This is a genomic window from Cypionkella psychrotolerans (genome assembly GCF_001294535.1).
Lineage (GTDB): Bacteria > Pseudomonadota > Alphaproteobacteria > Rhodobacterales > Rhodobacteraceae > Cypionkella > Cypionkella psychrotolerans.
This window is the reverse complement of the sequence record NZ_LGIC01000061.1, coordinates 251,720-274,658: the sequence shown is the minus strand read 5'-3', so window position 1 is coordinate 274,658 and position 22,939 is coordinate 251,720. Positions and strand designations below refer to the sequence as shown.

The window sequence follows — 22,939 nt, the reverse complement described above, 5'->3', positions numbered from 1 at the left end:
CTCTAGCCCTTAAATGCCGTAACTTCGATTTCAACTTTCATCTCTGGGCGGATCAGTCCGGCGATCACCATCGTCGCGGCGGGCCGGATCTGCCCCAACGTCGAACCCAGCACCGGCACCAGCGTCTCAACCAACTCCGGCGCAACCACGGTATACTGCACCCGCACAATATCAGCCATCTCGAAGCCCGCCTCGGTCAAAACCCCCGCGATGGTGGCAAAACAATTTCGTGCCTGATCCGCGACGCCGTCAGGCATCTGCATCGTCGCGTAATCGTAGCCCGTGACGCCCGACACGAAACACCAGCCGCCTTTGACGATGGCGCGGCTATAGCCCATTGTCGTTTCAAACGGCGATCCGGTGGAGATTTGTTTCACGTGAAACATCCTTCTACAAGTTTACGAAACGCATCAGCACGGTGGCTGATCTGGTTTTTCTGCCAGCGATCCATCTCACCAAAGGTCTGATCGCTGCCCAAAGGCTGGAAAATCGGATCATAGCCATGGCCTTGATCGCCGCGCATCGGCCAAACAATCTGCCCCGCCATCATCCCTTCAAACACTTCATCATGGCCATCCGGCCAAGCCAAGACCAAAGTGCAGCGAAACTGCGCCAGCCGAGGTTCTGGCGCCGCAATCGCCTCCAGTTTGTCCCAGGTTTTCGTCATCGCCATGACAAAATCCCGGCCCGTCGGCGTTTCCGCCCAATCCGCCGTGTAGACGCCCGGAGCCCCATCCAAAGCCTCAATCGTGATGCCAGAATCATCGGAAAGCGCGGGCAGCCCGGTGGCCTGCGCAGCCGCATGGGCCTTGATCCGGGCATTGCCGACAAAGCTATCCTCGGTCTCTACCGGCTCTGGCAAGCCCAGATCGCCCGCCGAAATAACCGAAATCCCAAACCCTTCCAATAACTTGGCGATTTCCTCCAGCTTGCCGCGATTATGCGTCGCAACCAGCAGCCGATTGCCCGAAAACTTCCGCATCACGCGATCCCCAAAGCCGCCTTCTGCGCCGCAACCAGTCCGGCAACCCCGGCTTCTGCCAGATCCAGCAACTCACCCATCTCATCGCGAGAGAACGTCGCCCCCTCCGCCGACATCTGCACCTCAATGATCCGGCCGCGCCCGGTCAGGATGAAATTGCCATCCGTCCCCGCCGCGGAATCCTCGGGATAATCCAGATCCAACACCGGCTGCCCGGCATAAATCCCGCAAGACACCGCGGCAACATGGTCGATCATCGGGTCGCTGACAATCACCCCAGCCTTCAACAGCTTGTTCATCGCCAACCGCAACGCCACCCAACCGCCGGTGATCGAGGCACAGCGGGTGCCGCCATCCGCCTGAATAACATCGCAATCAATCACAATCTGCCGCTCACCCAAAGCCGAGCGATCCACACCAGCCCGCAACGCCCGCCCGATAAGCCGCTGAATTTCCTGCGTTCTACCCGATTGCTTGCCCGCAGCAGCTTCCCTGCGCACCCGCGAATTGGTTGCACGCGGCAACATGCCATATTCTGCCGTCACCCAGCCCAACCCGGTGTTCTTCAAAAACGGCGGTGCTTTATCCTCAATCGTGGCCGAGCACAAAACATGCGTCTCGCCCATCTTGATCAGGCAGGAGCCTTCCGCATGTTTCATCACGCCGATTTCCATCGAAACCGCGCGCATTTCGTTCAATTTTCGACCAGAGGGGCGCATCGCATCATCCTTTTCCGCTTTGCTCCAGATAGTCCCGCACCCCTCACCGATGCAACCCTCATTGACGTTCGCGCCAGAGCCTCCTTAATGGACGAGCCTCCCTATTGGACGGGCCGCGTTGATCGACCCCACAGAGAATGCAACATGACCGACGGCAGCAAGATCCTCACCGAGATGAACGAGCGCTCTCGCGAGGTGTTCCGCCGCGTCGTCGAAGGCTACTTGGCCTCAGGCGATCCGGTCGGCTCACGCACCCTGACGCGCAGCATGACTGAGCGGCTGTCTGCCGCAACCATCCGCAACGTCATGCAGGATCTTGAATTTCTCGGCCTGCTCGACAGCCCGCATATTTCGGCAGGCCGCATCCCGACCCAACTTGGCCTGCGGATGTTCGTCGATGGCCTGCTGGAAGTCGGCACACTGGCTGCCGAAGACCGCCAGCTGATTGACACCGCCTCCACCAGCAACGAGCCGGATATCACCAGCCTGCTCGACCATATCGGCGGCACCCTGTCCGGCATCACCAAGGGCGCGTCCGTCGTGCTTGCGCCCAAAGCCGAGGCGCCGATCCGCCATATCGAATTTGTCAGCCTTGCCGCCGAACGCGCCCTGGTGGTGCTGGTCTTCGCCAACGGCCATGTCGAAAACCGCGTCTTCACCCCGCCGCCCGGCCAAACCCCGTCGTCAATGCGTGAGGCCGCGAATTTCCTCAACGCGTTGGCCGAGGGCAAAACCCTCTCGGAACTCCGCCGCAGCATTGGCCAAGATATCGCCAAACGCCGACAGGAGATTGATTCGCTCGCCCGTGCCTTGGTGGAGAGCGGCATTGCGCTTTGGGACAATTCGGATGAGCATTCCGAGCGCCTGATCGTGCGGGGCCGCTCCAACCTGATCGAGAATTCAGCCGAATCCCAAGATATCGACCGCGTCCGTGTGCTGTTCGATGACCTTGAACGCAAGCGGGATATCGCCGATTTCCTCGAACTGGCCGAAACTGGCGAAGGTGTGCGCATTTTTATTGGCTCCGAGAACAAACTCTTTTCACTTTCGGGTTCCTCTCTGGTGGTCTCTCCCTATATGAACGCTGATCGCAAGATCATTGGCGCGGTGGGCGTGATTGGACCGACCCGGCTGAACTATGGCCGGATTGTTCCAATCGTCGATTACACTGCCCAACTGGTCGGCAGGCTTTTGTCCGAACGCGGTTCGGGCTAAGGCATGGCCAAAGACGGAACGAATGTAAGGAAGACGAAAATGGCGCAGGAAAACACCGCCCCAGAGGCTGACGATCTGGCGGGGCTCGAAGATTATGTCGCAGCCGAAGAACTCGACGCCCTGCGCGCCGAGCGTGACGACATGCGCGACCGCTTCATGCGCGCGCTGGCCGATGCCGAAAACGCCCGCAAGCGCGGCGAGCGCGATCGCCGCGAGGCCGAGCAATACGGCGGCTCGAAACTCGCCCGCGACATGTTGGCGGTTTACGACAACCTCAAGCGCGCGCTGGACGCTGCAACCGAGGAAACCCGCGCGCAGGCCGGAGCTTTGATTGAGGGGCTGGAACTAACCCTGCGCGAACTGACCAATGTGCTGAAAAAGCACGGTGTGGATGAAGTTAACCCCGCAATCGGCGACACCTTCGATCCGCAGCAGCATCAGGCGATGTTCGAAGCGCCGCTGCCAGGCACCAAAGCTGGCCAGATCATCCAGGTCATGGGCGTCGGCTTCATGCTGCATGACCGCCTTCTGCGTCCGGCACAGGTCGGTGTGTCCTCGAATACCCAAGGTTAAGCCCCTTGACGGCTCCCGGAGGGTTTCACACCCTCCGGTCCTGCCTTGGAGCATTTTGCCAAGACCAAGCTCAAGGTTTCAGCATTTCCTTTAGATCGTAGACCAAACGCAGCGCCTGCATGGGCGTCAACTCGTCCGGCAGCACGCCTTTCAGCGTTGCTTCCAGCCGAGACTCCTTCACAATGGCTTTCGGTGCAGGCGCGGGCATCGCCCGGAACAGCGGCAGATCATCAATCAACGCCTTTTGCCGCGAACCGCCCTCGCGCTCTCCGGATTCCAGCGCCTCCAGCACCACCTTTGCCCGTTCGATCACCGTGGCAGGCAGCCCTGCCAACCGTGCCACCTGCACGCCGTAAGAGCGATCCGCCGCACCTTTCTTGACCTCGTGCAGGAAAATTACCTCGCCGTCCCATTCCTTGACGGTGACAGTGGCATTCTCCACCCCCGCCAACTTTCCGGAAAGCGCGGTCATTTCATGATAATGCGTGGCGAACAGAGCGCGGCAGCGGTTGGTTTCGTGCAGATGCTCCATCGTCGCCCAAGCGATCGACAGCCCGTCATAGGTTGCCGTGCCGCGCCCGATCTCATCCAAAATAACCAAAGCCCGATCATCGGCTTGGTTCAAAATCGCGGCGGTTTCGACCATCTCGACCATGAAGGTGGATCGTCCGCGCGCCAAATCATCCGAAGCCCCCACCCGGCTGAACAACTGGCTGACCAGCCCAATATGCGCCGCAGTCGCAGGCACAAAGCTGCCCGCCTGCGCCAGCAGTGCAATCAACGCGTTCTGCCGCAGAAAGGTCGATTTACCCGCCATGTTCGGCCCGGTCAAAAGCCAGATCGCCGGCGTTGTGGCTTCCGTCAAAGCGCAGTCATTGGCGACAAATGCCCCGCCGCCCTGCCTGCGCAGCGCGCGTTCTACCACCGGATGCCGCCCACCGGTCACGATGAAAGCGTGACTATTATCGACGCGCGGCTCCGCCCAGTTTTCCGCCGCCGCCAAATCCGCAAAAGCGCCGCTTAAATCAATCTCGGCCAACCCGCGCGCGGCGGCTCCAATCGGGCCAGATTGATCCAAAATTGCGGCTCTAAGCGCTTCATAGTGCCGTTTTTCGATCTCCAAGGCGCGATTGCCCGCGTTGAGGATCTTGGTCTCAATTTCATTCAATGGCAGAGTGGTGAATCGCACCTGATTGGCGGTGGTTTGGCGGTGGATGAAGGTTTCTGATAGCGGAGCCGCATGCATTTTTTCCGCGTGCAGGGCAGTGGTTTCAATAAAATACCCCAGCACGTTGTTGTGCTTGATCTTCAGGCTTTGCACGCCAGACAGCGCGATATATTCCGCCTGCATCTGCGCGATCACGCCGCGCCCCTCGTCGCGCAGACGGCGCGTCTCATCCAGATCGGGGTCAAACCCAGCCGCGATATAGCCGCCATCGCGCACCATCAATGGCGGTTCGGCGATCAGCGCTTCATCCAGCAGGTCGATCAGCGCGCCATGCCCCACCAATACTTTCGCAGCATCAGCCAGCAGCGGCGGTACATCCACAAGGCGCGCAGCGATGCTCTCGGCTTGCGTCAGCCCGGCTCGAATCGCGGCTAAATCCCGTGGCCCACCACGCTCCAATGCCAACCGCGACAACGCGCGGTCGATATCCGGCACCTGGCGCAGATCGGCGCGGAGGTCTTCGCGTAAACGGCTCTGTTCTAGCAGAAATCGCACCGATTCCAGCCGCAGGTGAATCACGCCCAGATCACGCGAGGGGCTGGAAATCCGACGCCCCAACAGCCGCGCGCCTGCTGCGGTGGCGGTGCGATCCACAGCGGCCAGCAGCGACCCCTCGCGCCCACCCGACAAGGCTTGGCTGATTTCCAAGTTGCGTCGGGTTGAAGCGTCAATCTGCATCGCGCCATTGGCATTTTCGCGCAGGGGCGGGCGCAGCAGGGGCAGTTTGCCGCGTTGTGTCAGGTCGAGGTAATCGACCAACGCGCCTATTGCTGACACTTCAGCCCGTCCGAACGCGCCGAACGCGTCGAGGGATCCGACGTTCCACAGCTTGCACAACCGTTGTTCCGAGCTGGTGGAATCGAAACTGCCGCGTGATAGGGCGGTGAGCGCTGCCCCCGTTTCAGTCACGATCAAAGCCAAATCACGCTCTCTGGTCTCGGACACCAGCACCTCACGCGGTGCCAGTCGCGCCAGTTCCGGCCCAAGCCGCACTTCGGGACAGGGCATCACCCGCACTTCGCCGGTAGAAATATCTACCCATGCCAGAGCGCTTTCCTCGCGGACTTCGGCGAAGGCCACCAGATAATTGTGCCGCCGGGCCTCCAGCAGCGAATCTTCGGTCAAGGTGCCGGGCGTCACCAACCGCACCACGTCGCGCTTCACCACGGATTTCGCGCCGCGCTTTTTTGCTTCGGCGGGGTCTTCCATCTGTTCGGCAATCGCCACCCGAAAGCCCTTGCGGATCAGCGTCAGCAGATAGCCCTCGGCGGCATGATAGGGCACGCCGCACAACGCAATCGGTTTGCCGTTGTGAAAGCCGCGCTGGGTCAAAGTGATGTCCAAAGCCTCGGCAGCGGCCACGGCATCCTCGAAAAACATCTCGTAGAAATCGCCCAGACGGTAGAACAGCAAAGCGCCGGGGTTCTGCGCCTTGATCTCCAGATATTGCGCCATCATCGGCGTTACGCTGTCGTCGCTCACATTCATCCCCCTGATCGCCCGTCACCCTACAAAACCGGGGGGGCGACGGAAAGGCTCTATGCGTGCAAGCCTCGCATCGCTATCACCGTCAGACTTGCAGACAAACAGGATGGCCCCCTGATGACCAGAATGAAAATCACGCCGGAAGAGGCGCTTGCTTACCATTTGGAACCTCGCCCCGGCAAATATGAGGTGATCGCCTCAACCCCGATGGCGACGCAGCGCGATTTGTCGCTGGCGTATTCGCCCGGTGTGGCCGTGCCGGTGCAGGCGATCGCGGACAATCCGGCGGCGGCGTATGACTATACCGTCAAGGGCAATATGGTGGCGGTGATCTCGAACGGCACCGCGATTCTGGGCATGGGCAATCTGGGCGCTTTGGCGTCAAAGCCAGTGATGGAAGGCAAGGCGGTGCTGTTCAAGCGCTTTGCCGATGTGAACGCCATCGACATTGAACTCGACACCGAAGACCCCGAGGAGATCATCAAGGCGGTTAGCCTGATGGGACCGACCTTTGGCGGTATCAATCTTGAGGATATCAAGGCACCCGAGTGCTTTATCATCGAGCAAAGACTTAAGGAGATCATGGACATCCCGGTGTTCCATGACGATCAGCACGGCACCGCGGTGATCTGCGTGGCGGGGCTGATCAATGCGTTGGAGATCAGCGGCAAGAAAATAGACGAGGTGCGGATCGTGCTGAACGGGGCGGGGGCGGCGGGGATCGCCTGCCTTGAGCTGATGAAGGCGATGGGGGCCACACACGACAACTGCATCATGTGCGACACCAAAGGCGTGATTTATCAGGGCCGCACCGAGGGCATGAACCAGTGGAAATCCGCCCATGCCGCGCGCACGGATCTGCGCACTCTGGACGAGGCGATGGTGGGGGCGGATGTGTTTCTTGGCGTTTCGGCCAAGGGGGCGGTGACGCAAGCGATGGTTGCCAGCATGGCCGACAATCCGGTGATCTTCGCGATGGCGAATCCCGATCCCGAGATCACCCCGGAAGAAGCGCATGCCGTGCGGGCGGATGCGATTGTGGCCACCGGGCGCAGCGATTATCCCAATCAGGTCAATAACGTACTGGGCTTCCCCTATCTGTTCCGCGGCGCTTTGGATATTCACGCCCGCGCCATCAATGATGAGATGAAGATCGCCTGCGCCCGTGCTTTGGCGGCTTTGGCGCGCGAAGATGTGCCGGATGAGGTGGCGATGGCCTACGGGCGCAAGCTGTCGTTTGGCCGCGATTATATCATCCCGACGCCGTTTGATCCTCGGCTGATCTATGTGATCCCGCCTGCGGTCGCCAAAGCCGGGATGGATACTGGCGTGGCGCGTCGCCCGATCATTGATATGAAGGCTTATGAGCACAGCCTGAAGGCCCGAATGGACCCGACGGCGTCGATCCTGCAAGGCATCCATGCCCGCGCCAAGCAAGCCCAAGCCCGGATGATCTTTGCCGAGGGCGATGATCCACGGGTGTTGCGCGCCGCCGTGGCCTATCAGCGCGCCGGTTTGGGCAAGGCTTTGGTGGTGGGCCGCGAGGCCGATGTGAAGGAAAAGCTGGAAGCCGCAGGTCTTGGCGATGCGGTGCGCGAGTTGGACATCGTCAACGCCGCCAATTCCCGGCATCTCGAAGCCTATAAAGAGTTTCTGTACCAGCGCCTGCAACGTGATGGCTTTGACCGCCATGATGTGCATCGTCTGGCTGGCCGGGATCGGCATGTGTTCTCTGCCTTGATGCTGCAACACGGCCATGGCGATGCGCTGATCACTGGCGTCACGCGCAAATCGGCGCATGTGCTTTCGTTGATCAACCATGTGTTTGACGCCAAAGCCTCGGATGGCGCGGTGGGGGTGACGGCTTTGCTGCACAAGGGCCGGATCGTACTGATCGCCGATACCTTGGTGCATGAATGGCCGGATGAGGTTGATCTGGCCAATATCGCAGTGAAAGCCGCCGGGGTGGCGCGCAACCTGGGGCTAGAGCCTCGGGTGGCGTTTGTCAGTTTTTCGACCTTCGGCTATCCGGTGTCGGAACGCGCCACCAAAATGCACGCAGCCCCCAGGGTGTTGGACAAGATGGGCGTGGATTTTGAGTATGAGGGCGAGATGACGGTGGATGTCGCGCTGAACGCTGAGGTGATGGCGCAGTATCCGTTCTGTCGCCTGTCGGGCCCGGCGAATATTCTGGTGGTGCCCGCGCGGCACTCGGCCTCGATCTCGGTCAAACTGATGCAGGAAATGGCCGGGGCGACGGTGATCGGGCCGATCCTGACCGGGGTGAAGAAGCCTATTCAGATTTGCTCCACCAACTCGACGGTGAACGATATTCTGAACATGGCGGTGATGGCGGCGTGTAAGGTTGGCTAAAGATCGGTCAGCGCCACGGTGACGCGGTGCTGCAATTCCGGGATGGCGCGGGGGTGGGCAAGGTAGTCGGCCACCGCCATCATTTGCCAATACTGGCCCTCCTCGCCAAAGCGGATGGCTTTGATTTCGGCGGCGGAGATCCTGCCCGCGAAGAATACCGAAAGCCGGGTCGCGTCCATCATGCTGGGCCAAACCTTGCGCCAGATCAGCCGATCTGGTGGCAGAACTAGCCCAAACTCCTCGTGCAATTCGCGCAAAAGGCAAGCGTCGGGCGTCTCATCGCCCTCGCGCCCGCCACCGGGAAGATCCCACATCGCGGCCCAAGGCAGGCCGGGTTTGTCGTCGCGCAGATAGGTCAGCAAGGCGTCGCCGCACAGCAGCGCCACCTTTGCGCCAACAAAATCCATCAGCGCGCGTCAGTTGTCATTGATGTCTTTGTCCCACAGCTTGACCTGACCCTTTTTCACCCCAACCGTGGCGCGCAGGCCGATCCACGACGCCAGCGACAGCAGGGCAAAGATCAGCAGCGTCAGCGGTAAGCTCACCGACAGACCGATGCCCAGGAACACTCCCGTCAGCACCGCGCCCAGCGCAAAGCCAAGGAAGATGAAGCCGGGCAGCAGCACCTCGGCCACACCCAAGGCAAAGCCACCAGCGATCCAGACCCACCACACTGTCCACATTTATACACGCCCTTTCAACATCTTGAATGCATCGCCAAACGCATCCAAAGCCTGCGCTGGCACGATGATCATCTGCTTGCCCGCACCTTGGCCCACGGTGGTCAAAGCCTCGACCTGCTTCAAGGCGACCTGATATTGTGCGGCCTCGATACCGTTTTCCTTGATCGCACCGGCAATCACTTCGGTCGCATAGGCTTCGGCATCGGCAAGCACACGACGCGCCTTGGCGCCCTGTTCGGCGGCGTAAAGCTCGGCGTCGGCGTTCAACTCTACCGCGCGCTTTTTGCCCTCGGCTTCGGTCACTTGCGCCCGACGCGCGCGTTCGGCGTTCAACTGCTGCATCATGGCGTGGCGGGTGGCTTCATCTAGTGACACGTCGAGAATCTCAGCGCGGGTTACTTCGATGCCCCAATCTTCCACCATTGCACGCACATGCTCGCGGATATTCGCGGTCAACTCGTTGCGGTTGGATTGCACCTGATCCAGTTCCATCTTGCCGATCTCGGACCGCACGATCCCCGCCACGGTGGTCGCAATCGCGCTATCGACATCCTTGATCCGGTAGACGGTTTTTTCCGGCGCGATCACCCGATAGAACACCGAGGTTTCCACCTTGACCAGCACGTTATCGGTGGTGATGGCGTCTTGATGTGCTGTAGGCAGCTGACGCTCCAGGATTGAAACCTTATGCGCCACGCGGTCCAGAAACGGCACGGTAAAATTGATGCCTGGCCCGAGAACCGAGCGCAGGCGGCCCAGCCGTTCAACCACATACTTGTCGCTTTGCGGCACGATCCGCACCGCCTTGAACAAGGCCACGATGATAAACAGCGCGATGGCGGCAAACACCGCACCGCTGCCGAGGAACTGGTCGAAGTTCATGAAAATCTCCTGTGTCAAATCAAATGGCGGCTGTGGGGCCTGCACCAAGGTGCCCCTTTTTGCTGCGCTTCGCAACGGGCGGCTATTTTTGCGGTATGCGGCGGGATACCTTTCGGTTTGACCTTGCGCTATGTTATCGCTCACATTGCGCGGGGGAGGCGGCTTCATGTCATGCTTTGAAATCCTAGACCCAGCCTTTGGCCGCTTTGTGCTGGGCAATGCGGCTCTGAAACAACTGGCGACCGGGTTTGATTGGGTCGAAGGCCCGGTGTGGTTTGGCGATGCTGGCTGTTTGCTGTTTTCCGACATCCCGAACGACAAAATCCTGCGCTATACGCCGGGGGTGGGGATTTCGACGTATCGCGCGCCGTCGAACTATTCCAACGGCCATACGCGCGACCGTCAGGGGCGGCTGGTGTCCTGCGAACACGGCACCCGCCGGGTGACGCGCACCGAATTGGATGGCAGCATCACGGTGATTGCCGACAGTTATCAAGGCAAGTCCTTGAATTCGCCAAATGATGTGGTGGTGAAATCCGATGGTTCGATCTGGTTCACCGATCCGCATTACGGCATCGGCTCGAATTACGAAGGCTTTGCGGCAGACCAGGAATTGCCCTGCAACGTCTATCGCATCGACCCGGATGGAACGATAGAAGCCGTGCTGACCGATTTCAACTGCCCGAATGGTCTGGCGTTCAGCCCGGATGAGACGCTGTTGTATGTCGCCGATACGGGCCGGATGTATCAGGATGATCCGGCGCACATTCGCCGCTTTTCCATGGAGTCGGGGCGGCCGAAAAGCCTTGGCATCTTCCACACCATCGCGCCCGGCAAGGGCGACGGTATCCGCTGTGACATGGATGGTAATCTGTGGTCCTCGGCGGGCGATGGCGTGCATTGCATCGCACCTGACGGCCACTTGATGGGCAAGATCCTTGTGCCTGAGAAAGTCTCAAATATCTGCTTTGGTGGGCGGGCCAAGCATCAGTTGTATATCACCGCCACCACCAGCCTATACGCCATCACCTTGAACCGCGTCGGAGCACAAACACCATGACCCAATCGCAAATCGGCCTGATCGGCCTTGGCACCATGGGGGCGATGTTGGCCCTGAACATTGCAGAAAAAGGCTTTCCGATTGCGGTGTGGAACCGCACCGTGGCGGTGACGCATGGCTTTAAGGCCGAAGCGGGGGCGCTGGCGGATAAGATCACGCCATGCGAGACTCTTGCCGATCTGGTCGCAGCGATTGCGCCGCCGCGCGCGATCATTCTGATGGTGCCTGCGGGGCAGGCGGTGGATGACATGATTGTCGCCCTACGCCCATTGATGGCAGCGGATGATCTGATCATTGATGCTGGCAACGCGTTGTTCCACGATACTGATCGTCGCTCGGCTGAGGCGGCAGTGCAGGGGCCGCATTTCATGGGCATCGGTGTGTCGGGCGGCGAGGAAGGTGCGCGGCATGGCCCGGCGATTATGGGTGGCGGCTTGCGGTCGGATTGGGATCGCGTGGCGCCGATTTTGAACGCGATTGCGGCGAAATATAAGGGCGCACCTTGCGCCGATTATATGGGGCCTGCGGGGGCGGGGCATTTCGTCAAGGCAGTGCACAACGGCATCGAATATGCCGATATGCAGATGATCGCCGAGGTTTATGGCGTGATGCGCGATGGGCTGGGGATGGCTGCGGCAGAGATTGCCGAGACGTTCAAGGCCTGGAACCAAGGGCCGCTGCAATCCTATCTGATCGAGATTTCGGCGGAGGTTTCCGCGGCCACCGACACCCATTCCGGCAAGCCAATGCTGGATATGATCCTTGACCGCGCTGGGCAAAAGGGCACGGGGCGCTGGACGGTGATTGAGGCGCAGCATTTGGCGGCGACGATCCCCGCGATTGAAGCGGCGGTGATGGTGCGGAATTTGTCGTCGCGGTTGGAGGAACGGCTGGCGGGCGAAGCGGTGTTTGGCGCGGCGCCGCAAGCGGGTGCTGGTGTGACTTTGGCGCAGTTGGAACAGGCAATGATTGCTGGGAAAATCCTGTGCTATGCGCAGGGCTTTGCGCTGATCTCGGCGGCGTCGAAGGCGTTTAATTGGCCGATGCCGTTGCCGGAAATCGCGCGGGTCTGGCGCGAGGGTTGTATCATCCGCTCGTCGATGTTGAACGATATGGCGACGGCTTTAACCGAGGATTCGGCGCGCAATCTAATGCTGGCACCGTTCTTTGCCGACCATCTGAAAGCCACCCACGGCGGGCTGCGGCAGGTGATTGCGGCGGGGGCGCTCAGCGGTCTGCCGCTGCCCGCTTTGGCCTCGGGCCTTGCGTGGTTTGACATGATGCGCACCGGGCGCTCGACCGCCAATATGATCCAAGCCCAGCGCGATTTCTTTGGCGCGCATGGGTTTGAGCGGGTGGATGGCATCGCCGACAAGCACGGGCCTTGGGCCGGTCACGGCATCTGACGCCCGCGCAACCGATCTTCAAACGTGGCAAAGCGGGTTGCGTTTTGCCGCGTGATGGCAATGGCTTCGGCTGGCGTGATGGCCTGAAACATCACCGCATCGCGCGGGCGGCATTGCACGAAAGCGTCGAGATCATCAGCCAGAATGGTGGCGATCTTCGGATAGCCCCCGGTGGTTTGGTGATCTGACAGCAGCACGGTTGCGGTGCCATCACCCGAGACTTGGACAGAACCGCGCAGGATCGGCTCGGACGGGATCGAAAGCGCCGCGGCGGGGATCAGGGCCGGGCCGCGCAGCCGTAGGCCCATGCGGTCAAAAGCGTCGGTCGTCTCGAACCGCGCAGAAGTGAAAGTGGTTAGGGTTTCGGCGTCAAAGAAGCGCTCCTGTGGGCCAAGTGTGCAGCGCAACAAATGACGGGGGCGTGCCCAGACGGGGCAGGGGACCGGGCCTTCGCGGTCGGGGTGGATTTCTGGGTCCGTGATGGTCAGAGTTTGGCCGGTGGTCAGCTTGCCACCCCCGAACCCGGAGGAACCATGCGTGGCGTGGCTGCCCAGCCATGCCTTGGCTTGCAGCTTGCCCGCAACGGCAAGGTAGCTCCAACCGCCCCAAGGTCCGGGGCGGATGGTCAGGGTTTCGCCCGCGCGCAGGGTCAGCACGTTCCAGGCACCCAGCTTGCGCGCCTTAGTTTCAGCGATGAACCCGCCACCGACAAGCGCGAGAGTCACGTCTCCGGTCAGGCAATGCAGGCTGAGGCCACCGAGCGAGATTTCGATGCCGGGGTGATTGGCTGGGTTGCCCAAAGCCGCATTGGCGAGGGCGAAGCTTTGGCGATCCATTGGGCCAGAGGCGGGGACGCCGTAGCGCATCAGGCCTGGGCGGCCTGCGTCTTGGATGCTGACATGCGGGCCAGCGAAAGTGATGCGAAGGGTGGCTTCGGTCATTGAGCCGCCTCGTATTCCGCCCGGCTGATACGGCGGAATCGCACTTTATCGCCAACGTCGAACAGGAAGGGGCGGGCGGGGTCATGGGTCAGGATCGCGGTGGGCGAGCGGCCAATGATCCACCATCCGGTCGGCATCAGCAGCGTGGTCACCAAGCATTGCGCCCCCGCGATGATCACCGATCCCGCCGGGATATTGCGCAGCGGCGCGGGCTTGCGGTCCAGTCGGATCGCTTCCGGCACACCCCCGAGATAGGCGTAGCCGGGGGCAAAGCCATACATGAACACCGCGTAATCGCCAGACAGATGCGCGTCTATCACCGCCTCGGGCGAAAGGCCGGTTTGCTGGGCGACGGCTATCAGATCGGGGGCGAGGTCGGCATCGTAGCAGATCAGAACCTCGCGCTGCGTCGGTTGCGGGCGCGCGGTGGTTTTGGCGGTGAGCAGGCCGCTCAGATGGGCGATGGCGGTGGAGTGATCGGTGGTCAGGGCGTCAAACTCGACCAGCAGATTGACGAAAGCGGGGATGGATTCGCGAAAACCGGGGAACGGCTGTGCCGCAAGCGCCTGATCAAGGCGCAAGACGGCATCATGGGCGGCGTGCTCGAGTACCGTGCCAAACTCCACCAGCACCGCGCGTTCGGCGATGGAGCGGAAGATGGGGGCGTTTGGGCTGGGTTGCATGGCTTACAGGAAAGCGGCGATGGTGACGCCAGCCGCGCCTAGCCTGCTGCGGATGTGGCGGGCCATCTCGATCGCGCCGGGGCTGTCGCCGTGGACGCAGATGGATTGCGCGGCGAGGGGAATCGGGTCGCCACCGACCACGGGCATCAGGCCGGACTCAAGGAACGAGAGCAGGCGGGCGACTGCGGCTTCCGGGTCGTGAATCATCGCGCCGGGTTTTGAGCGCGGCACAAGTCGGCCATTGGTCAGATAGCCACGGTCGGCAAAAATCTCGGAGAACACGCGGATACCGGCAGAGCGGGCGGCGTGTTCCAACTCGGTGCCCGAAATCGCCAGCAGCGCGAGACCGGGTGAGATCGCTTTGACGGCTGCCGCTATCGCATCTGCCACAGCGCGATCATCGGCGGCGAGATTAGCCAGCGCGCCGTGCGGTTTGACATAGGCCACCTGCGTTCCCGCCAATGCGGCCATCGCCTGCAAGCTGCCGATCTGTGCGGCCACCATCCGCCCCACCTCTGCCGGGGTCATCGGGATCACCCGGCGGCCAAAGCCAAGCGGATCGTTATAGCCCGGATGCGCCCCCACGATGACGCCGTTCTGGGCCGCCAATCGCAGCGTCTGATACATCGTCTCGGGGTCGCTGGCATGACCACCGCAGGCGATATTGGCGCTGGTCACAAGCGCCAGCATTGCGGCATCGTCGCCCATCGCCCAAGGGCCGTAGCCCTCACCAAGATCAGAGTTCAGGTCAATGCGCATCCTGTCGCCCTCATTGCCATTGCGCGGGCAGCATAGCAATGAAACCGCCCGCTCTCCAAGCGCTTAGCCTTGGAAAGCGATGCTATAGCGCATCTTGGCCCGACCCTCGGCCAAAGCCCGCAAGGCGTCCGAGGCGTCTTGCAGCCGGATCACCTCAACCGGGCTTTCCAGCGGGGTCGCCTCATGCAACCGCATCAGCGCCGCCATCTGCGCGCGAGTGCCCACGCTGGTGCCGGTCAGGGTGATGCCGGTCCATGTCAGCCATTCTTGGCTCAGCGGCACGGGCTCGGCCACCATCGCCGCCGCGATGATCCGCCCCAAGGGCCGCGTCGCTGCCTGCATCGCGGGCCAAGTGCGGGGGGTGGGGGCGAAGTTGATCGTGGCATGGGCGCGCAGGGCGCTGGGCCAAGTGTCGGGCAGGGTGGCGGTGGCAAGTTCGGTGGCATGCGCCCCCATCCGCCGCGCCATGTCCAGCTTGGCGGGATCGGTATCAACGGCCACCACTGTCGCCCCCCGCCTCGCTGCCAGTTGCACCGCGAACAGGCCAAGACCGCCACAGCCAAAGATCGCGCAAGTCTCGCCCTGCGCCAGCTTTGCCCGCTCAATCGCGCCATAAGCCGTCAAGCCCGCGCACATCAGCGGGGCCAAGGCAGGGCCATCCCCCGACGGAACCTTCACCGCAAACGCCGCCTTCGCCACCACATATTCCGCAAACGTCCCTGGCACGTTGAAGCCATGCGCGCGCTGGGCAGCGCAGAAACTTTCCTCGCCCGCCAAGCACAGATCGCAGATGCCACAGGTATCGTGCAGCCAAGCCGCGCCGGCGCGCTCGCCCAGAACCCAACCCTCAACCCCCGCGCCGAGGGCCGCGACGGCGCCGACGCCCTCATGCCCAAGAATGAACGGATCGGGGGCAACAGGGGCTTGGGTGTCACCCTTCCAGATATGCACATCGGAATGGCACACCCCACTCGCCTCCAGCCGGATCAGGATTTCGCCGGGGCCGGGGGTGGGCATAGGCACCTCAACCAGCCGCAAGGGCTGGCCAAAACCGTTCATCACGGCAGCACGCATCAGGGCCATTTACAGACCCAGAGCGGCCTTCACCGCAGGCAGGGCGGGCTGGCCGTCAAAGGTGGTGACATCTTTCAACCAAGCCTGAACCATATCGGGGTGCTTGGCCATCATCGCACTGGCGGCGGCCGGAAACTCCATCCCATCGCCCATCACCATCTGCATCCCGGAGTTTTCATAATCAATGTTGAACGCAAGCTGGCTGAAGAACTTGGTCACATTCGGGCAGGTTTGCGCATAGCCCTTGCGCGCAATGGTATAGACCGACGCACCGCCGAAATTCGGCGTCGCCATCGGCAAGATAGTCAATCTGATAGACCACGTTCATCGGATGCGGTTGCCAGCCTAGGAACACGATCCAATCCTTGCGGGCGACAGACCGCTCCACCTCGGCCAGCATCCCGGCCTCGCTGCTTTCCACGATGGTCCAGTCGCCCAGACCATGCGCATTGGCCGCGACCATATCCAACAGCGGCTGGTTCGATCCCGGCTCGATCGCGTAAATCTTCTTGTCGAACTGCTCGGCATGGGCGGCCAGATCGTTGAAACTGTGCACGCCCGCGTCAGCCACATACTTCGGCACGGCCAAAGTGTATTTCGCACCCTCAAGGTTCATCCCCAGCCGCTCGACCGAGCCATCGTCGAAGAACTGCGCGTATTGCACGTCTTGGAAGGGCCGCCAGTTGCCCTGAAACACGTCAATATCGCCGCGCTGCATCGACACGAAGGTCACATCAAGGCTGAGCAGGTTCTGCGTCACCTCATAGCCCAACGCCTTCAACACGGTTTCCGCTGTCGCATTGGTCAGCCCAATGTCGGTCCAGCCCAGATCGGACATTCGCACCGCTTTACAGGCCTCGGACTCGCCCGCTTGCGCGGCCCCCGCCGCCATCGCCGTCATCAACAAGCCTGCCAGAACCTTGCGCATGGTCATCCTCCCGTTTGCTGTTCCAAACCTGCGCGCGCCAAATTTATACGTCAATATAAATTTTTGTATGTGCGTTCAGTTTTTTGATCTGCTACAAAAACCCATGACCAAAATCGCTTTCCGCACCCGTATCGAAGACCTCCGCCGCCGCGAACTCATTCAGGCCGCGCATCGCGTGTTCATGCAGCATGGCTTGGGCGGTATGACCACCAAGCGGATTTGCGAGGAAGCCGGGATGTCGCCCGGTATCCTGTCCTACTACTTCAAAGGCAAAGAAGACGTGCTGTTCGCGATGGTGCGGCTGAACAATCGGCTGCTGATGGAGGCGGTGGCGACAGGGCTTGCGCAGGCCACAACCCGATGGGGTAGGCTGGAGGCGATCATCGCGGGCAACTTCCCCGAAGGTTTGTTCGAGACGAACATCGCCAACGCCTGGCTGTCGGTCTGCGCGGCGTCGGCCACCAACCAACGCTATGCCCGTCTGCAACGGATTTTCTACGCGCGGCTGCAATCCAACCTCGCCTCGGTGTTCCGCGACGCGCTGCCAGATGCGCGCTTCAAGCAGATCGCGCTTGCGCTGGGCACGATGATCGACGGCCTCTGGCTGCGCCGCGCAACAGGAGAGGCGCTGTCGCCGCAGGACTCCACCACTTTGGTGCTTTCGGTCGCAGTGGCGCTGTTGACCGAGGCCGAACGCGCGCAGCTTGCTGCCTAAAGCGGCAGCGGCTTGCTCCCGGCCTTCGCCAGTAGATGATCTGACGCGCCAGTCACCGTGACCGCCAGCCCATGCCGCGCAAAACGCTCCCGCACTTTCTCCACCGCATCCAAGGCCGTGATGTCCCAGATGTTGGCGCGGCTCAGATCAATGCTGACCGGGCCGTCATGCTCCAGCGGATCAAACGCGTCGATGAACGCGGCAGCAGAGGCGAAAAACAACTGCCCCTCCACGGTATAATGATCGCCCTGCCGCGTCACATGCTGCATCCGTGCAACCTTCGCGGCAAAGAACACCCCGCTCATCAGCACACCCACCAGAACGCCAAGCGATAGATTGTGGCTGGCGATCGTCACCGCCACCGTGGCCAGCATCACCAGATTTGACAGGCCGGGATTTTGCCGTAACCGCCGCAGTGATCCCCAATCCAGCGTATCAATCGACACCATAATCATGATCGCCACCAGCACGGCCACTGGAACCTGCGACACTAACCCTTTCAGCGACACCATCAGCAGCAGCAAAATCCCGCCCGCCGCCAGAGTCGAAAGCCGCCCGCGCCCGCCGTATTTCACATTCGACACGGTTTGCCCGATCATCCCACAGCCAGCGATACCGCCAAATAGGCTTGCCGCCACATTCGCCAGCCCCAACCCGCGCGCCTCACTGTCTTTGTTCGAGGGCGTGCCGGTCTGATCATCCACCACGCCCGCCGTCATCAGCGATTCCAGAAGGCCGACCATCGCAATGGCCAAAGCGGGCATGAAGATGATGCGCAACAGGTCAAGGTCAAACGGCACATCCGGCAGGGCGAACACCGGCAAGCCCGAAGGCAACTTGCCCAGATCGGCCACCGTCGGCACATCAATCTGCAGCGCTGCGCACAACGCCGTCAGTACCACCACGCAAATCAGCGGCGCAGGGATCGCCGTTGTCAGCTTGGGTGCCAGATAAATAATCGCCAGCCCCGCCGCTATCACTCCATATCCCATCACCCCCGCATTCAGAATATGCGGCAGCTGCGCCGCAAAGATCAGGGTCGCCAGCGCATTGACAAACCCGGTGCGGACCGAGTTTGAAACGTAGCGCATCAGCGAACTCAGCCGCGCAAACCCGAACAAGATCTGAAACGCGCCGCCCAGCAGCCCTGCCGCAAACAGATACTGCACGCCATGTGTTTGGACCAAGGGGGCCACGACCAGCGCAACCGACCCTGCCGCCGCTGAAATCATCGCCGGACGCCCACCGAAAAACGCGATGACAATGCTGATCACGAAAGACGCATAAAGCCCCACCGCAGGATCAACCCCGGCGGTAAACGAAAACGCAATCACCTCGGGGATTAGCGCAAAGGTGGCGACGGCCCCCGCAAGAAGCTCGCGGACAGGATTCTGCTGCCACTGGCGCAGGTAGTGCGGCAAGATGTTCATGAATGTGACGACGCGCTATGATGCGTGGTCCGGCGGATAGGCGGCCGGAATAGCCACCCGGATTTACACCGGGTCCAAGTGAGTGCGCCGTTGATACGGCCTGCGCCGCGAAAAGCCAACCTGTGAGCTGTGGTGGCAAGACGATTTGCGCGCCCGTCCAATTCCGGGCCTGCCGCTAAGCGGAAATACCCGCATCGGTTTGCCCTTTGCCGCAAATCCACTAAGCTGGCGGCAAAACAAAACGGTGGAGGTTTTCATGCAGGTGTCTCGGCGCAATTTCTCACTCGGCATCGCAGCGCTTGGGCTGTCGGCCTGCGTCGGTGGCGGTTCCGCCTCCCGCCCCTCTGCGCCCGCAACCATGCCGATGGTCCCCGACGCGGGCTTTGACGTTTGGGTACAAGCCTTCCGCCCGCGTGCCTTGTCGAAGGGCATCTCGGACAGTACCTTCAGTTCCGCCTTCCGCGCCTCGGGCTTTATCCCCGGCGTGATCGAGAAAGACCGCAACCAGACCGAATTCACCCGCACGACAGAGGACTATCTGGCGATTGCCGCCAGCGATGAACGCCTGACCATGGGCCGCCAGATGCTGGCGCAGCAAATGGGCACCCTGCGCGCGATTGAGGCGCGTTTTGGGGTAGAGCCGCATGTTGTTGCCGCCTTCTGGGGCCTTGAAAGCTTTTTCGGCACACGGCGCGGCAATGTTCCGGTGATCTCGGCCTTGGCGACCTTGGCCTATGAAGGCCGCCGCGCCGCGTTCTTTGAACAGCAGTTGGTGGCGGCGCTGAAGATTCTGCAAAACGGCGATACCTCGGTACAGAACATGACCGGCAGTTGGGCGGGGGCAATGGGCCACACCCAGTTCATCCCGACCAGCTATCAAGCCTTCGCGGTGGATTTCAACGGTGATGGCCGCCGCGATATCTGGAGCGATGATCCCACCGATGCCCTCGCCTCGACCGCCGCCTATCTGTCCAAAAACGGCTGGACGCATGGTCAGCCGTGGGGCCAAGAGGTGACACTGCCCAGCGGCTTCAACACCGGGCTGGCAGGGCGCGGCAAGGGTCGCTCCGATTGGGCCGATCTGGGAGTGCGGGCGGTGAATGGTGGTTTGGGCGGACATGGTGCGGCGTCTTTGCTGCTGCCCGGTGGGTCCAGCGGCCCGGCTTTCCTGCTGTATCAGAACTTCAACGTCATCCTGCGCTACAACAACGCCGAGAATTACGCGCTGGGCGTCGGCTATCTGTCGGATCGCCTGAACGGCGCAGGGGCGTTGCGTGCGGCGTTTGGACCGGATGCGCAGGGTATGACGCTGCAAGATCGGCAGGCCTTGCAGCGCAAACTGACCGCGGCAGGCTACGACACCCAAGGTTCGGATGGCGTGATCGGTGCAAAAACCATCGCGGCGATCAGCGATTTCCAACGCGCGCGGGGTTTGCCGGTGACAGGCCAGCCCAGCATGGACCTGCTGCGGATGCTTTAAGGGGCGTTAACGATTCCTTCACCACTGTCATGGCAGCCTAGCCGCCATGAGCAAACCCCGCGCCTTTCATGAAGCCGCCTTGCCTCTGTTCGCCGCTGATGGCGATGAGGCCGTGGGTCAGGCTTTGCCGGATAGGTTGCCGTCCTACATTGCAGACCACCGCAAACGCCTGCGCACCCGGTTTATGGAAGGCGGTGCCACGGCGATCCCCGATTATGAACTGCTCGAACTGCTGCTGTTCCGCGCCATTCCGCGGCAGGATGTGAAACCGCTCGCCCGCGCCCTGCTGGATGAATTCGGCGACTTTAATCGCGTCGTCACCGCCGTTCCCGCCCGCTTGATGATGGTAAAAGGCGTCGGTGAAGCCGTGGTGCAAGAACTGAAGATTGTCGAGGCCGCCGCCCAGAGGATGATGCGGGCGCGGGTGATGAACAGGCCCCTGCTATCTAGTTGGGATGCCCTGCTGGATTATTGCCACACCGCAATGGCACACCGCGAAACCGAACAATTCCGCATCCTGTTTCTGGACCGCAAAAACGTGCTGATTGCCGATGAAGAACAGGCCAAAGGCACCGTTGATCACGTTCCGGTCTACCCGCGCGAGGTGGTCAAGCGGGGCTTAGAACTCAATGCTTCGGCGCTGATCCTCGTGCATAATCACCCCTCTGGCGACCCTACCCCTTCGCAAGCTGACATCACTATGACCCTGCAAGTGCAAGAGGCCGCGCAGGTGTTGGGCATCACCCTGCACGACCATCTCATCATCGGCAAAAGCCGCGAACTTAGTTTTCGGGCGGCGGGGTATCTGTAGCATCCGGCGTGAACGACGGTTTCAGCCAAACCTCAACCCGGCGATTCAGGCGGCGCCCCGCAGCGGTTTCATCACAGGCCATTGGCAGCGCCTCGCCAAACGCCTCCACCCGTGGCAAAGCGGCCGCGGGCACCGCAGCGGCCTGTTTCAGCGCCGCGAGAATACCATCGGCGCGATCTTGCGACAGATCAAGATTGGCCTTCGCCGCCCCTGAGCCATCCGAAAACCCGGCCAAGATCAGAGCCTTGTCGCGAAACACCCCCGCCTCAATCAACCGTGCAAGATCGGCCAGATTGTCTTGGCTCGCGGCATCCAGCGCCGAGGTGCCGTCCTGAAACCGGAAGGTCAGCGACAAGCGGTCGGCACCGTCCATCAGATCGACCAGCCGTTTCAGATCGGCCAAGGTGGTTTCCTCGCCCGCGCCTTGAATCGCGTTGATCAGCCGCAATCCGTCCGCCGTCATCGGCTGGCTTTCCGGGCCGCGATCAATATAGCCGCCACTGGCAATCGCCGCCTGGGCTGTCGGAAGCGCCAGAAAATCCAGAAACTCCCGCGCCATCAGCGGCAGGCGACGACGGGGGGTCAGCAAAAACACTGGCAAGGTCAGCGGATAATCCCCGGCCTTCACCGCCAACCCACTGGGCAAAAGCGGAAAGCCGCAACTGTCCGACAACGGCAGCGCCCGCGCCGCGCCCACCGAGGCGCGCCCGGTCAGCGCGATGGCCCAAGGGTCTTTGGAGACCGCATCAGCCAGCGTGCGCAGATCGGCATGGGTGACGCGCGCCGCCGGATCTCGCCCCAACCGCGCCGACAAGGCCCGTTGCAGATCGCTGTCAGCCGCCAGCCCGTGCAGCACCAACGGCATATCCGGGCCACCAACCTCGGACCAATTCTTCACCTCGCCCGCCAAAACCTTCGCCAAGTCAATCGTCGAAATCCCCGGCAGCGGATTGTCCGGCGCCACAATCGGCACCAGTGCATCCAGCGCCATCGCCTTTGATCCCAGATCAGGCTCCACCGCCGAGGCCACCATCAACTCGGCGCGCCCGGCTTTCAACTCGGCCCGGGCTTGATCGGGAGGCAGCGGGCGGAAGGAAATCTCGGCCAGAACCTTCGCCGTCGCGGGATCGGTCAGCACCGCAGCCGCATCCGGCGTGGCGGGGGCGCTATAGACCAGCCCGCGCGACTGCGCGAAAGCGGCGATCAGCGGCGGCAGCAGCGCCGCGCCTGCATCCGCCTCACCCACCAGCCGGATCACCGCTTTCGGCGCTGTCAGATCAGGGCAGGCCGGACCATCGCAGATCACGCCCGAGGCATCCAATGTCAGCGGGCCATAAGCGCTTTCAATACGGAAAAACTCACCGTCATAGCCTTGCAAGGTGCCCGCAATGCTCAGCGCCCCATCGCGTGAGGTCAGCGTGACATCCTGCGCCACAGCCACCGTGGGTAACACCGAACACGGCAAAAGCGCGGCGATGATCGCCGCGCGCCAGTAACCCATCATAAATCGCC

At 61.7% G+C, this 22,939-nt stretch carries 23 protein-coding genes and 1 other annotated feature; of the genes, 8 read left to right on the top strand and 15 right to left on the bottom strand.

What is annotated here, in order from left to right:
• Positions 1-2: 2 nt before the first annotated feature.
• Genes AKV04_RS12500 through rph form a run of 3 tightly spaced genes read right to left on the bottom strand, consistent with a single transcriptional unit; the run spans position 3 to position 1,701 of the window.
• Positions 3-377: a RidA family protein gene (locus AKV04_RS12500; protein ID WP_054006846.1), complete on the bottom strand. Its 375-nt coding sequence runs from the start codon at positions 375-377 to the stop codon at positions 3-5.
• Positions 374-985, bottom strand: coding sequence for an RdgB/HAM1 family non-canonical purine NTP pyrophosphatase (gene rdgB / locus AKV04_RS12495; RefSeq protein ID WP_054006738.1), 612 nt, complete (start codon positions 983-985; stop codon positions 374-376). Before rdgB ends, AKV04_RS12500 begins: the two co-directional genes overlap by 4 nt.
• Entirely contained in the window at positions 982-1,701 is a 720-nt protein-coding gene (rph, locus tag AKV04_RS12490; RefSeq protein ID WP_054006737.1) for a ribonuclease PH, read from the bottom strand. Before rph ends, rdgB begins: the two co-directional genes overlap by 4 nt.
• Positions 1,702-1,845: 144 nt before the next feature.
• Between rph and hrcA the strand changes: the two genes are divergently transcribed.
• Together hrcA and AKV04_RS12480 are read left to right on the top strand one after the other, a co-directional pair.
• A complete protein-coding gene (hrcA, locus tag AKV04_RS12485) occupies positions 1,846-2,916 on the top strand; it encodes a heat-inducible transcriptional repressor HrcA (protein ID WP_054006736.1) in 1,071 nt (356 codons plus the stop codon).
• Between the two features lie 39 nt (positions 2,917-2,955).
• Positions 2,956-3,489, top strand: a complete 534-nt coding sequence (locus AKV04_RS12480; RefSeq protein WP_054006735.1) for a nucleotide exchange factor GrpE — start codon at positions 2,956-2,958, stop codon at positions 3,487-3,489.
• Between the two features lie 70 nt (positions 3,490-3,559).
• Here AKV04_RS12480 and mutS read toward each other — a convergent pair whose 3' ends face one another.
• The gene (gene mutS, locus AKV04_RS12475; protein WP_235815626.1) at positions 3,560-6,205 is read right to left on the bottom strand and encodes a DNA mismatch repair protein MutS; all 2,646 of its coding nucleotides are present in this window, start codon (positions 6,203-6,205) and stop codon (positions 3,560-3,562) included.
• Positions 6,206-6,319: 114 nt separating this feature from the next.
• On the opposite strand from mutS, the gene AKV04_RS12470 reads away from it, so the two are divergent.
• A complete protein-coding gene (locus tag AKV04_RS12470; protein WP_054006733.1) occupies positions 6,320-8,575 on the top strand; it encodes an NADP-dependent malic enzyme in 2,256 nt (751 codons plus the stop codon).
• Here the strand turns inward: AKV04_RS12470 and AKV04_RS12465 are convergent.
• Genes AKV04_RS12465 through AKV04_RS12455 form a run of 3 tightly spaced genes read right to left on the bottom strand, consistent with a single transcriptional unit; the run spans position 8,572 to position 10,140 of the window.
• Positions 8,572-8,982 carry an NUDIX hydrolase gene (locus AKV04_RS12465; protein ID WP_054006732.1) on the bottom strand — a complete coding sequence of 137 codons (411 nt, stop codon included), beginning with the start codon at positions 8,980-8,982 and terminating at the stop codon, positions 8,572-8,574. The two genes, AKV04_RS12470 and AKV04_RS12465, sit on opposite strands and share 4 nt — an antisense overlap.
• A gap of 9 nt (positions 8,983-8,991) precedes the next feature.
• Positions 8,992-9,258, bottom strand: a complete 267-nt coding sequence (locus tag AKV04_RS12460) for an NfeD family protein (RefSeq protein WP_054006731.1) — start codon at positions 9,256-9,258, stop codon at positions 8,992-8,994.
• Positions 9,259-10,140 (bottom strand): SPFH domain-containing protein, encoded by an 882-nt coding sequence (locus AKV04_RS12455; protein WP_054006845.1) that lies wholly within the window; start codon positions 10,138-10,140, stop codon positions 9,259-9,261.
• Positions 10,141-10,306: 166 nt separating this feature from the next.
• On the opposite strand from AKV04_RS12455, the gene AKV04_RS12450 reads away from it, so the two are divergent.
• Positions 10,307-11,200, top strand: a complete 894-nt coding sequence (locus AKV04_RS12450) for an SMP-30/gluconolactonase/LRE family protein (protein WP_054006730.1) — start codon at positions 10,307-10,309, stop codon at positions 11,198-11,200.
• Positions 11,197-12,606 (top strand): NADP-dependent phosphogluconate dehydrogenase, encoded by a 1,410-nt coding sequence (gndA, locus tag AKV04_RS12445; protein WP_054006729.1) that lies wholly within the window; start codon positions 11,197-11,199, stop codon positions 12,604-12,606. The genes AKV04_RS12450 and gndA overlap by 4 nt, the downstream gene beginning before the upstream one ends.
• Here the strand turns inward: gndA and AKV04_RS12440 are convergent.
• The 6 genes from AKV04_RS12440 to AKV04_RS12420 all read right to left on the bottom strand — a co-directional run bounded on the left by AKV04_RS12440 (position 12,594) and on the right by AKV04_RS12420 (position 16,991).
• Positions 12,594-13,547 (bottom strand): 5-oxoprolinase subunit C family protein, encoded by a 954-nt coding sequence (locus AKV04_RS12440; protein WP_054006728.1) that lies wholly within the window; start codon positions 13,545-13,547, stop codon positions 12,594-12,596. The two genes, gndA and AKV04_RS12440, sit on opposite strands and share 13 nt — an antisense overlap.
• Positions 13,544-14,230, bottom strand: a complete 687-nt coding sequence (locus AKV04_RS12435) for a 5-oxoprolinase subunit B family protein (RefSeq protein ID WP_054006727.1) — start codon at positions 14,228-14,230, stop codon at positions 13,544-13,546. Before AKV04_RS12435 ends, AKV04_RS12440 begins: the two co-directional genes overlap by 4 nt.
• Positions 14,231-14,233: 3 nt before the next feature.
• Positions 14,234-14,989 (bottom strand): LamB/YcsF family protein, encoded by a 756-nt coding sequence (locus AKV04_RS12430; protein ID WP_054006726.1) that lies wholly within the window; start codon positions 14,987-14,989, stop codon positions 14,234-14,236.
• Positions 14,990-15,052: 63 nt separating this feature from the next.
• Positions 15,053-16,072 (bottom strand): alcohol dehydrogenase catalytic domain-containing protein, encoded by a 1,020-nt coding sequence (locus tag AKV04_RS12425; protein WP_054006725.1) that lies wholly within the window; start codon positions 16,070-16,072, stop codon positions 15,053-15,055.
• Positions 16,073-16,357 (bottom strand): glycine betaine ABC transporter substrate-binding protein, encoded by a 285-nt coding sequence (locus AKV04_RS27565; protein WP_268871792.1) that lies wholly within the window; start codon positions 16,355-16,357, stop codon positions 16,073-16,075.
• Complete coding sequence (locus AKV04_RS12420; RefSeq protein ID WP_268871791.1) at positions 16,245-16,991, bottom strand: glycine betaine ABC transporter substrate-binding protein; 747 nt, start codon at positions 16,989-16,991, stop codon at positions 16,245-16,247. The genes AKV04_RS27565 and AKV04_RS12420 overlap by 113 nt, the downstream gene beginning before the upstream one ends.
• A gap of 103 nt (positions 16,992-17,094) precedes the next feature.
• Here AKV04_RS12420 and betI point away from each other — a divergent pair, with 103 nt between their 5' ends.
• Positions 17,095-17,706: a transcriptional regulator BetI gene (gene betI, locus AKV04_RS12415; protein ID WP_162232873.1), complete on the top strand. Its 612-nt coding sequence runs from the start codon at positions 17,095-17,097 to the stop codon at positions 17,704-17,706.
• Here betI and AKV04_RS12410 read toward each other — a convergent pair.
• Positions 17,703-19,136 carry a SulP family inorganic anion transporter gene (locus AKV04_RS12410; RefSeq protein WP_054006723.1) on the bottom strand — a complete coding sequence of 478 codons (1,434 nt, stop codon included), beginning with the start codon at positions 19,134-19,136 and terminating at the stop codon, positions 17,703-17,705. The two genes, betI and AKV04_RS12410, sit on opposite strands and share 4 nt — an antisense overlap.
• Before the next feature lie 23 nt (positions 19,137-19,159).
• Positions 19,160-19,215: a sequence feature (sul1 is cis-regulatory element that is thought to sense ions involved in sulfur or methionine metabolism; They are found in Alphaproteobacteria), on the bottom strand.
• Between the two features lie 177 nt (positions 19,216-19,392).
• Here AKV04_RS12410 and AKV04_RS12405 point away from each other — a divergent pair.
• Both AKV04_RS12405 and radC read left to right on the top strand, forming a co-directional pair.
• Positions 19,393-20,616 carry a lytic murein transglycosylase gene (locus AKV04_RS12405; RefSeq protein ID WP_054006844.1) on the top strand — a complete coding sequence of 408 codons (1,224 nt, stop codon included), beginning with the start codon at positions 19,393-19,395 and terminating at the stop codon, positions 20,614-20,616.
• Between the two features lie 46 nt (positions 20,617-20,662).
• The gene (gene radC / locus AKV04_RS12400; RefSeq protein ID WP_054006722.1) at positions 20,663-21,427 is read left to right on the top strand and encodes a RadC family protein; all 765 of its coding nucleotides are present in this window, start codon (positions 20,663-20,665) and stop codon (positions 21,425-21,427) included.
• Here the strand turns inward: radC and AKV04_RS12395 are convergent.
• Positions 21,399-22,928: a phosphate ABC transporter substrate-binding/OmpA family protein gene (locus AKV04_RS12395; RefSeq protein ID WP_054006843.1), complete on the bottom strand. Its 1,530-nt coding sequence runs from the start codon at positions 22,926-22,928 to the stop codon at positions 21,399-21,401. The genes radC and AKV04_RS12395 overlap by 29 nt on opposite strands.
• Positions 22,929-22,939: the final 11 nt, after the last annotated feature.

What these genes read in the sequence shown, in the direction of transcription:
- AKV04_RS12480 (WP_054006735.1), top strand. Translation starts at nt 2,956, where the DNA reads ATGGCGCAGGAAAACACCGCCCCAGAGGCTGACGATCTGGCGGGGCTC.
- AKV04_RS12470 (WP_054006733.1), top strand. Translation starts at nt 6,320, where the DNA reads ATGACCAGAATGAAAATCACGCCGGAAGAGGCGCTTGCTTACCATTTG.
- AKV04_RS12410 (WP_054006723.1), bottom strand. Translation starts at nt 19,136, where the DNA reads ATGAACATCTTGCCGCACTACCTGCGCCAGTGGCAGCAGAATCCTGTC.
- AKV04_RS12460 (WP_054006731.1), bottom strand. Translation starts at nt 9,258, where the DNA reads ATGTGGACAGTGTGGTGGGTCTGGATCGCTGGTGGCTTTGCCTTGGGT.
- radC (WP_054006722.1), top strand. Translation starts at nt 20,663, where the DNA reads ATGAGCAAACCCCGCGCCTTTCATGAAGCCGCCTTGCCTCTGTTCGCC.
- mutS (WP_235815626.1), bottom strand. Translation starts at nt 6,205, where the DNA reads ATGAATGTGAGCGACGACAGCGTAACGCCGATGATGGCGCAATATCTG.
- betI (WP_162232873.1), top strand. Translation starts at nt 17,095, where the DNA reads ATGACCAAAATCGCTTTCCGCACCCGTATCGAAGACCTCCGCCGCCGC.
- AKV04_RS12440 (WP_054006728.1), bottom strand. Translation starts at nt 13,547, where the DNA reads ATGACCGAAGCCACCCTTCGCATCACTTTCGCTGGCCCGCATGTCAGC.
- AKV04_RS12425 (WP_054006725.1), bottom strand. Translation starts at nt 16,072, where the DNA reads ATGGCCCTGATGCGTGCTGCCGTGATGAACGGTTTTGGCCAGCCCTTG.
- AKV04_RS12455 (WP_054006845.1), bottom strand. Translation starts at nt 10,140, where the DNA reads ATGAACTTCGACCAGTTCCTCGGCAGCGGTGCGGTGTTTGCCGCCATC.
- hrcA (WP_054006736.1), top strand. Translation starts at nt 1,846, where the DNA reads ATGACCGACGGCAGCAAGATCCTCACCGAGATGAACGAGCGCTCTCGC.
- AKV04_RS12465 (WP_054006732.1), bottom strand. Translation starts at nt 8,982, where the DNA reads ATGGATTTTGTTGGCGCAAAGGTGGCGCTGCTGTGCGGCGACGCCTTG.
- AKV04_RS12435 (WP_054006727.1), bottom strand. Translation starts at nt 14,230, where the DNA reads ATGCAACCCAGCCCAAACGCCCCCATCTTCCGCTCCATCGCCGAACGC.
- gndA (WP_054006729.1), top strand. Translation starts at nt 11,197, where the DNA reads ATGACCCAATCGCAAATCGGCCTGATCGGCCTTGGCACCATGGGGGCG.
- AKV04_RS12395 (WP_054006843.1), bottom strand. Translation starts at nt 22,928, where the DNA reads ATGGGTTACTGGCGCGCGGCGATCATCGCCGCGCTTTTGCCGTGTTCG.
- AKV04_RS12430 (WP_054006726.1), bottom strand. Translation starts at nt 14,989, where the DNA reads ATGCGCATTGACCTGAACTCTGATCTTGGTGAGGGCTACGGCCCTTGG.
- AKV04_RS12450 (WP_054006730.1), top strand. Translation starts at nt 10,307, where the DNA reads ATGTCATGCTTTGAAATCCTAGACCCAGCCTTTGGCCGCTTTGTGCTG.
- rph (WP_054006737.1), bottom strand. Translation starts at nt 1,701, where the DNA reads ATGCGCCCCTCTGGTCGAAAATTGAACGAAATGCGCGCGGTTTCGATG.
- AKV04_RS27565 (WP_268871792.1), bottom strand. Translation starts at nt 16,357, where the DNA reads ATGGCGACGCCGAATTTCGGCGGTGCGTCGGTCTATACCATTGCGCGC.
- AKV04_RS12420 (WP_268871791.1), bottom strand. Translation starts at nt 16,991, where the DNA reads ATGCGCAAGGTTCTGGCAGGCTTGTTGATGACGGCGATGGCGGCGGGG.
- AKV04_RS12405 (WP_054006844.1), top strand. Translation starts at nt 19,393, where the DNA reads ATGCAGGTGTCTCGGCGCAATTTCTCACTCGGCATCGCAGCGCTTGGG.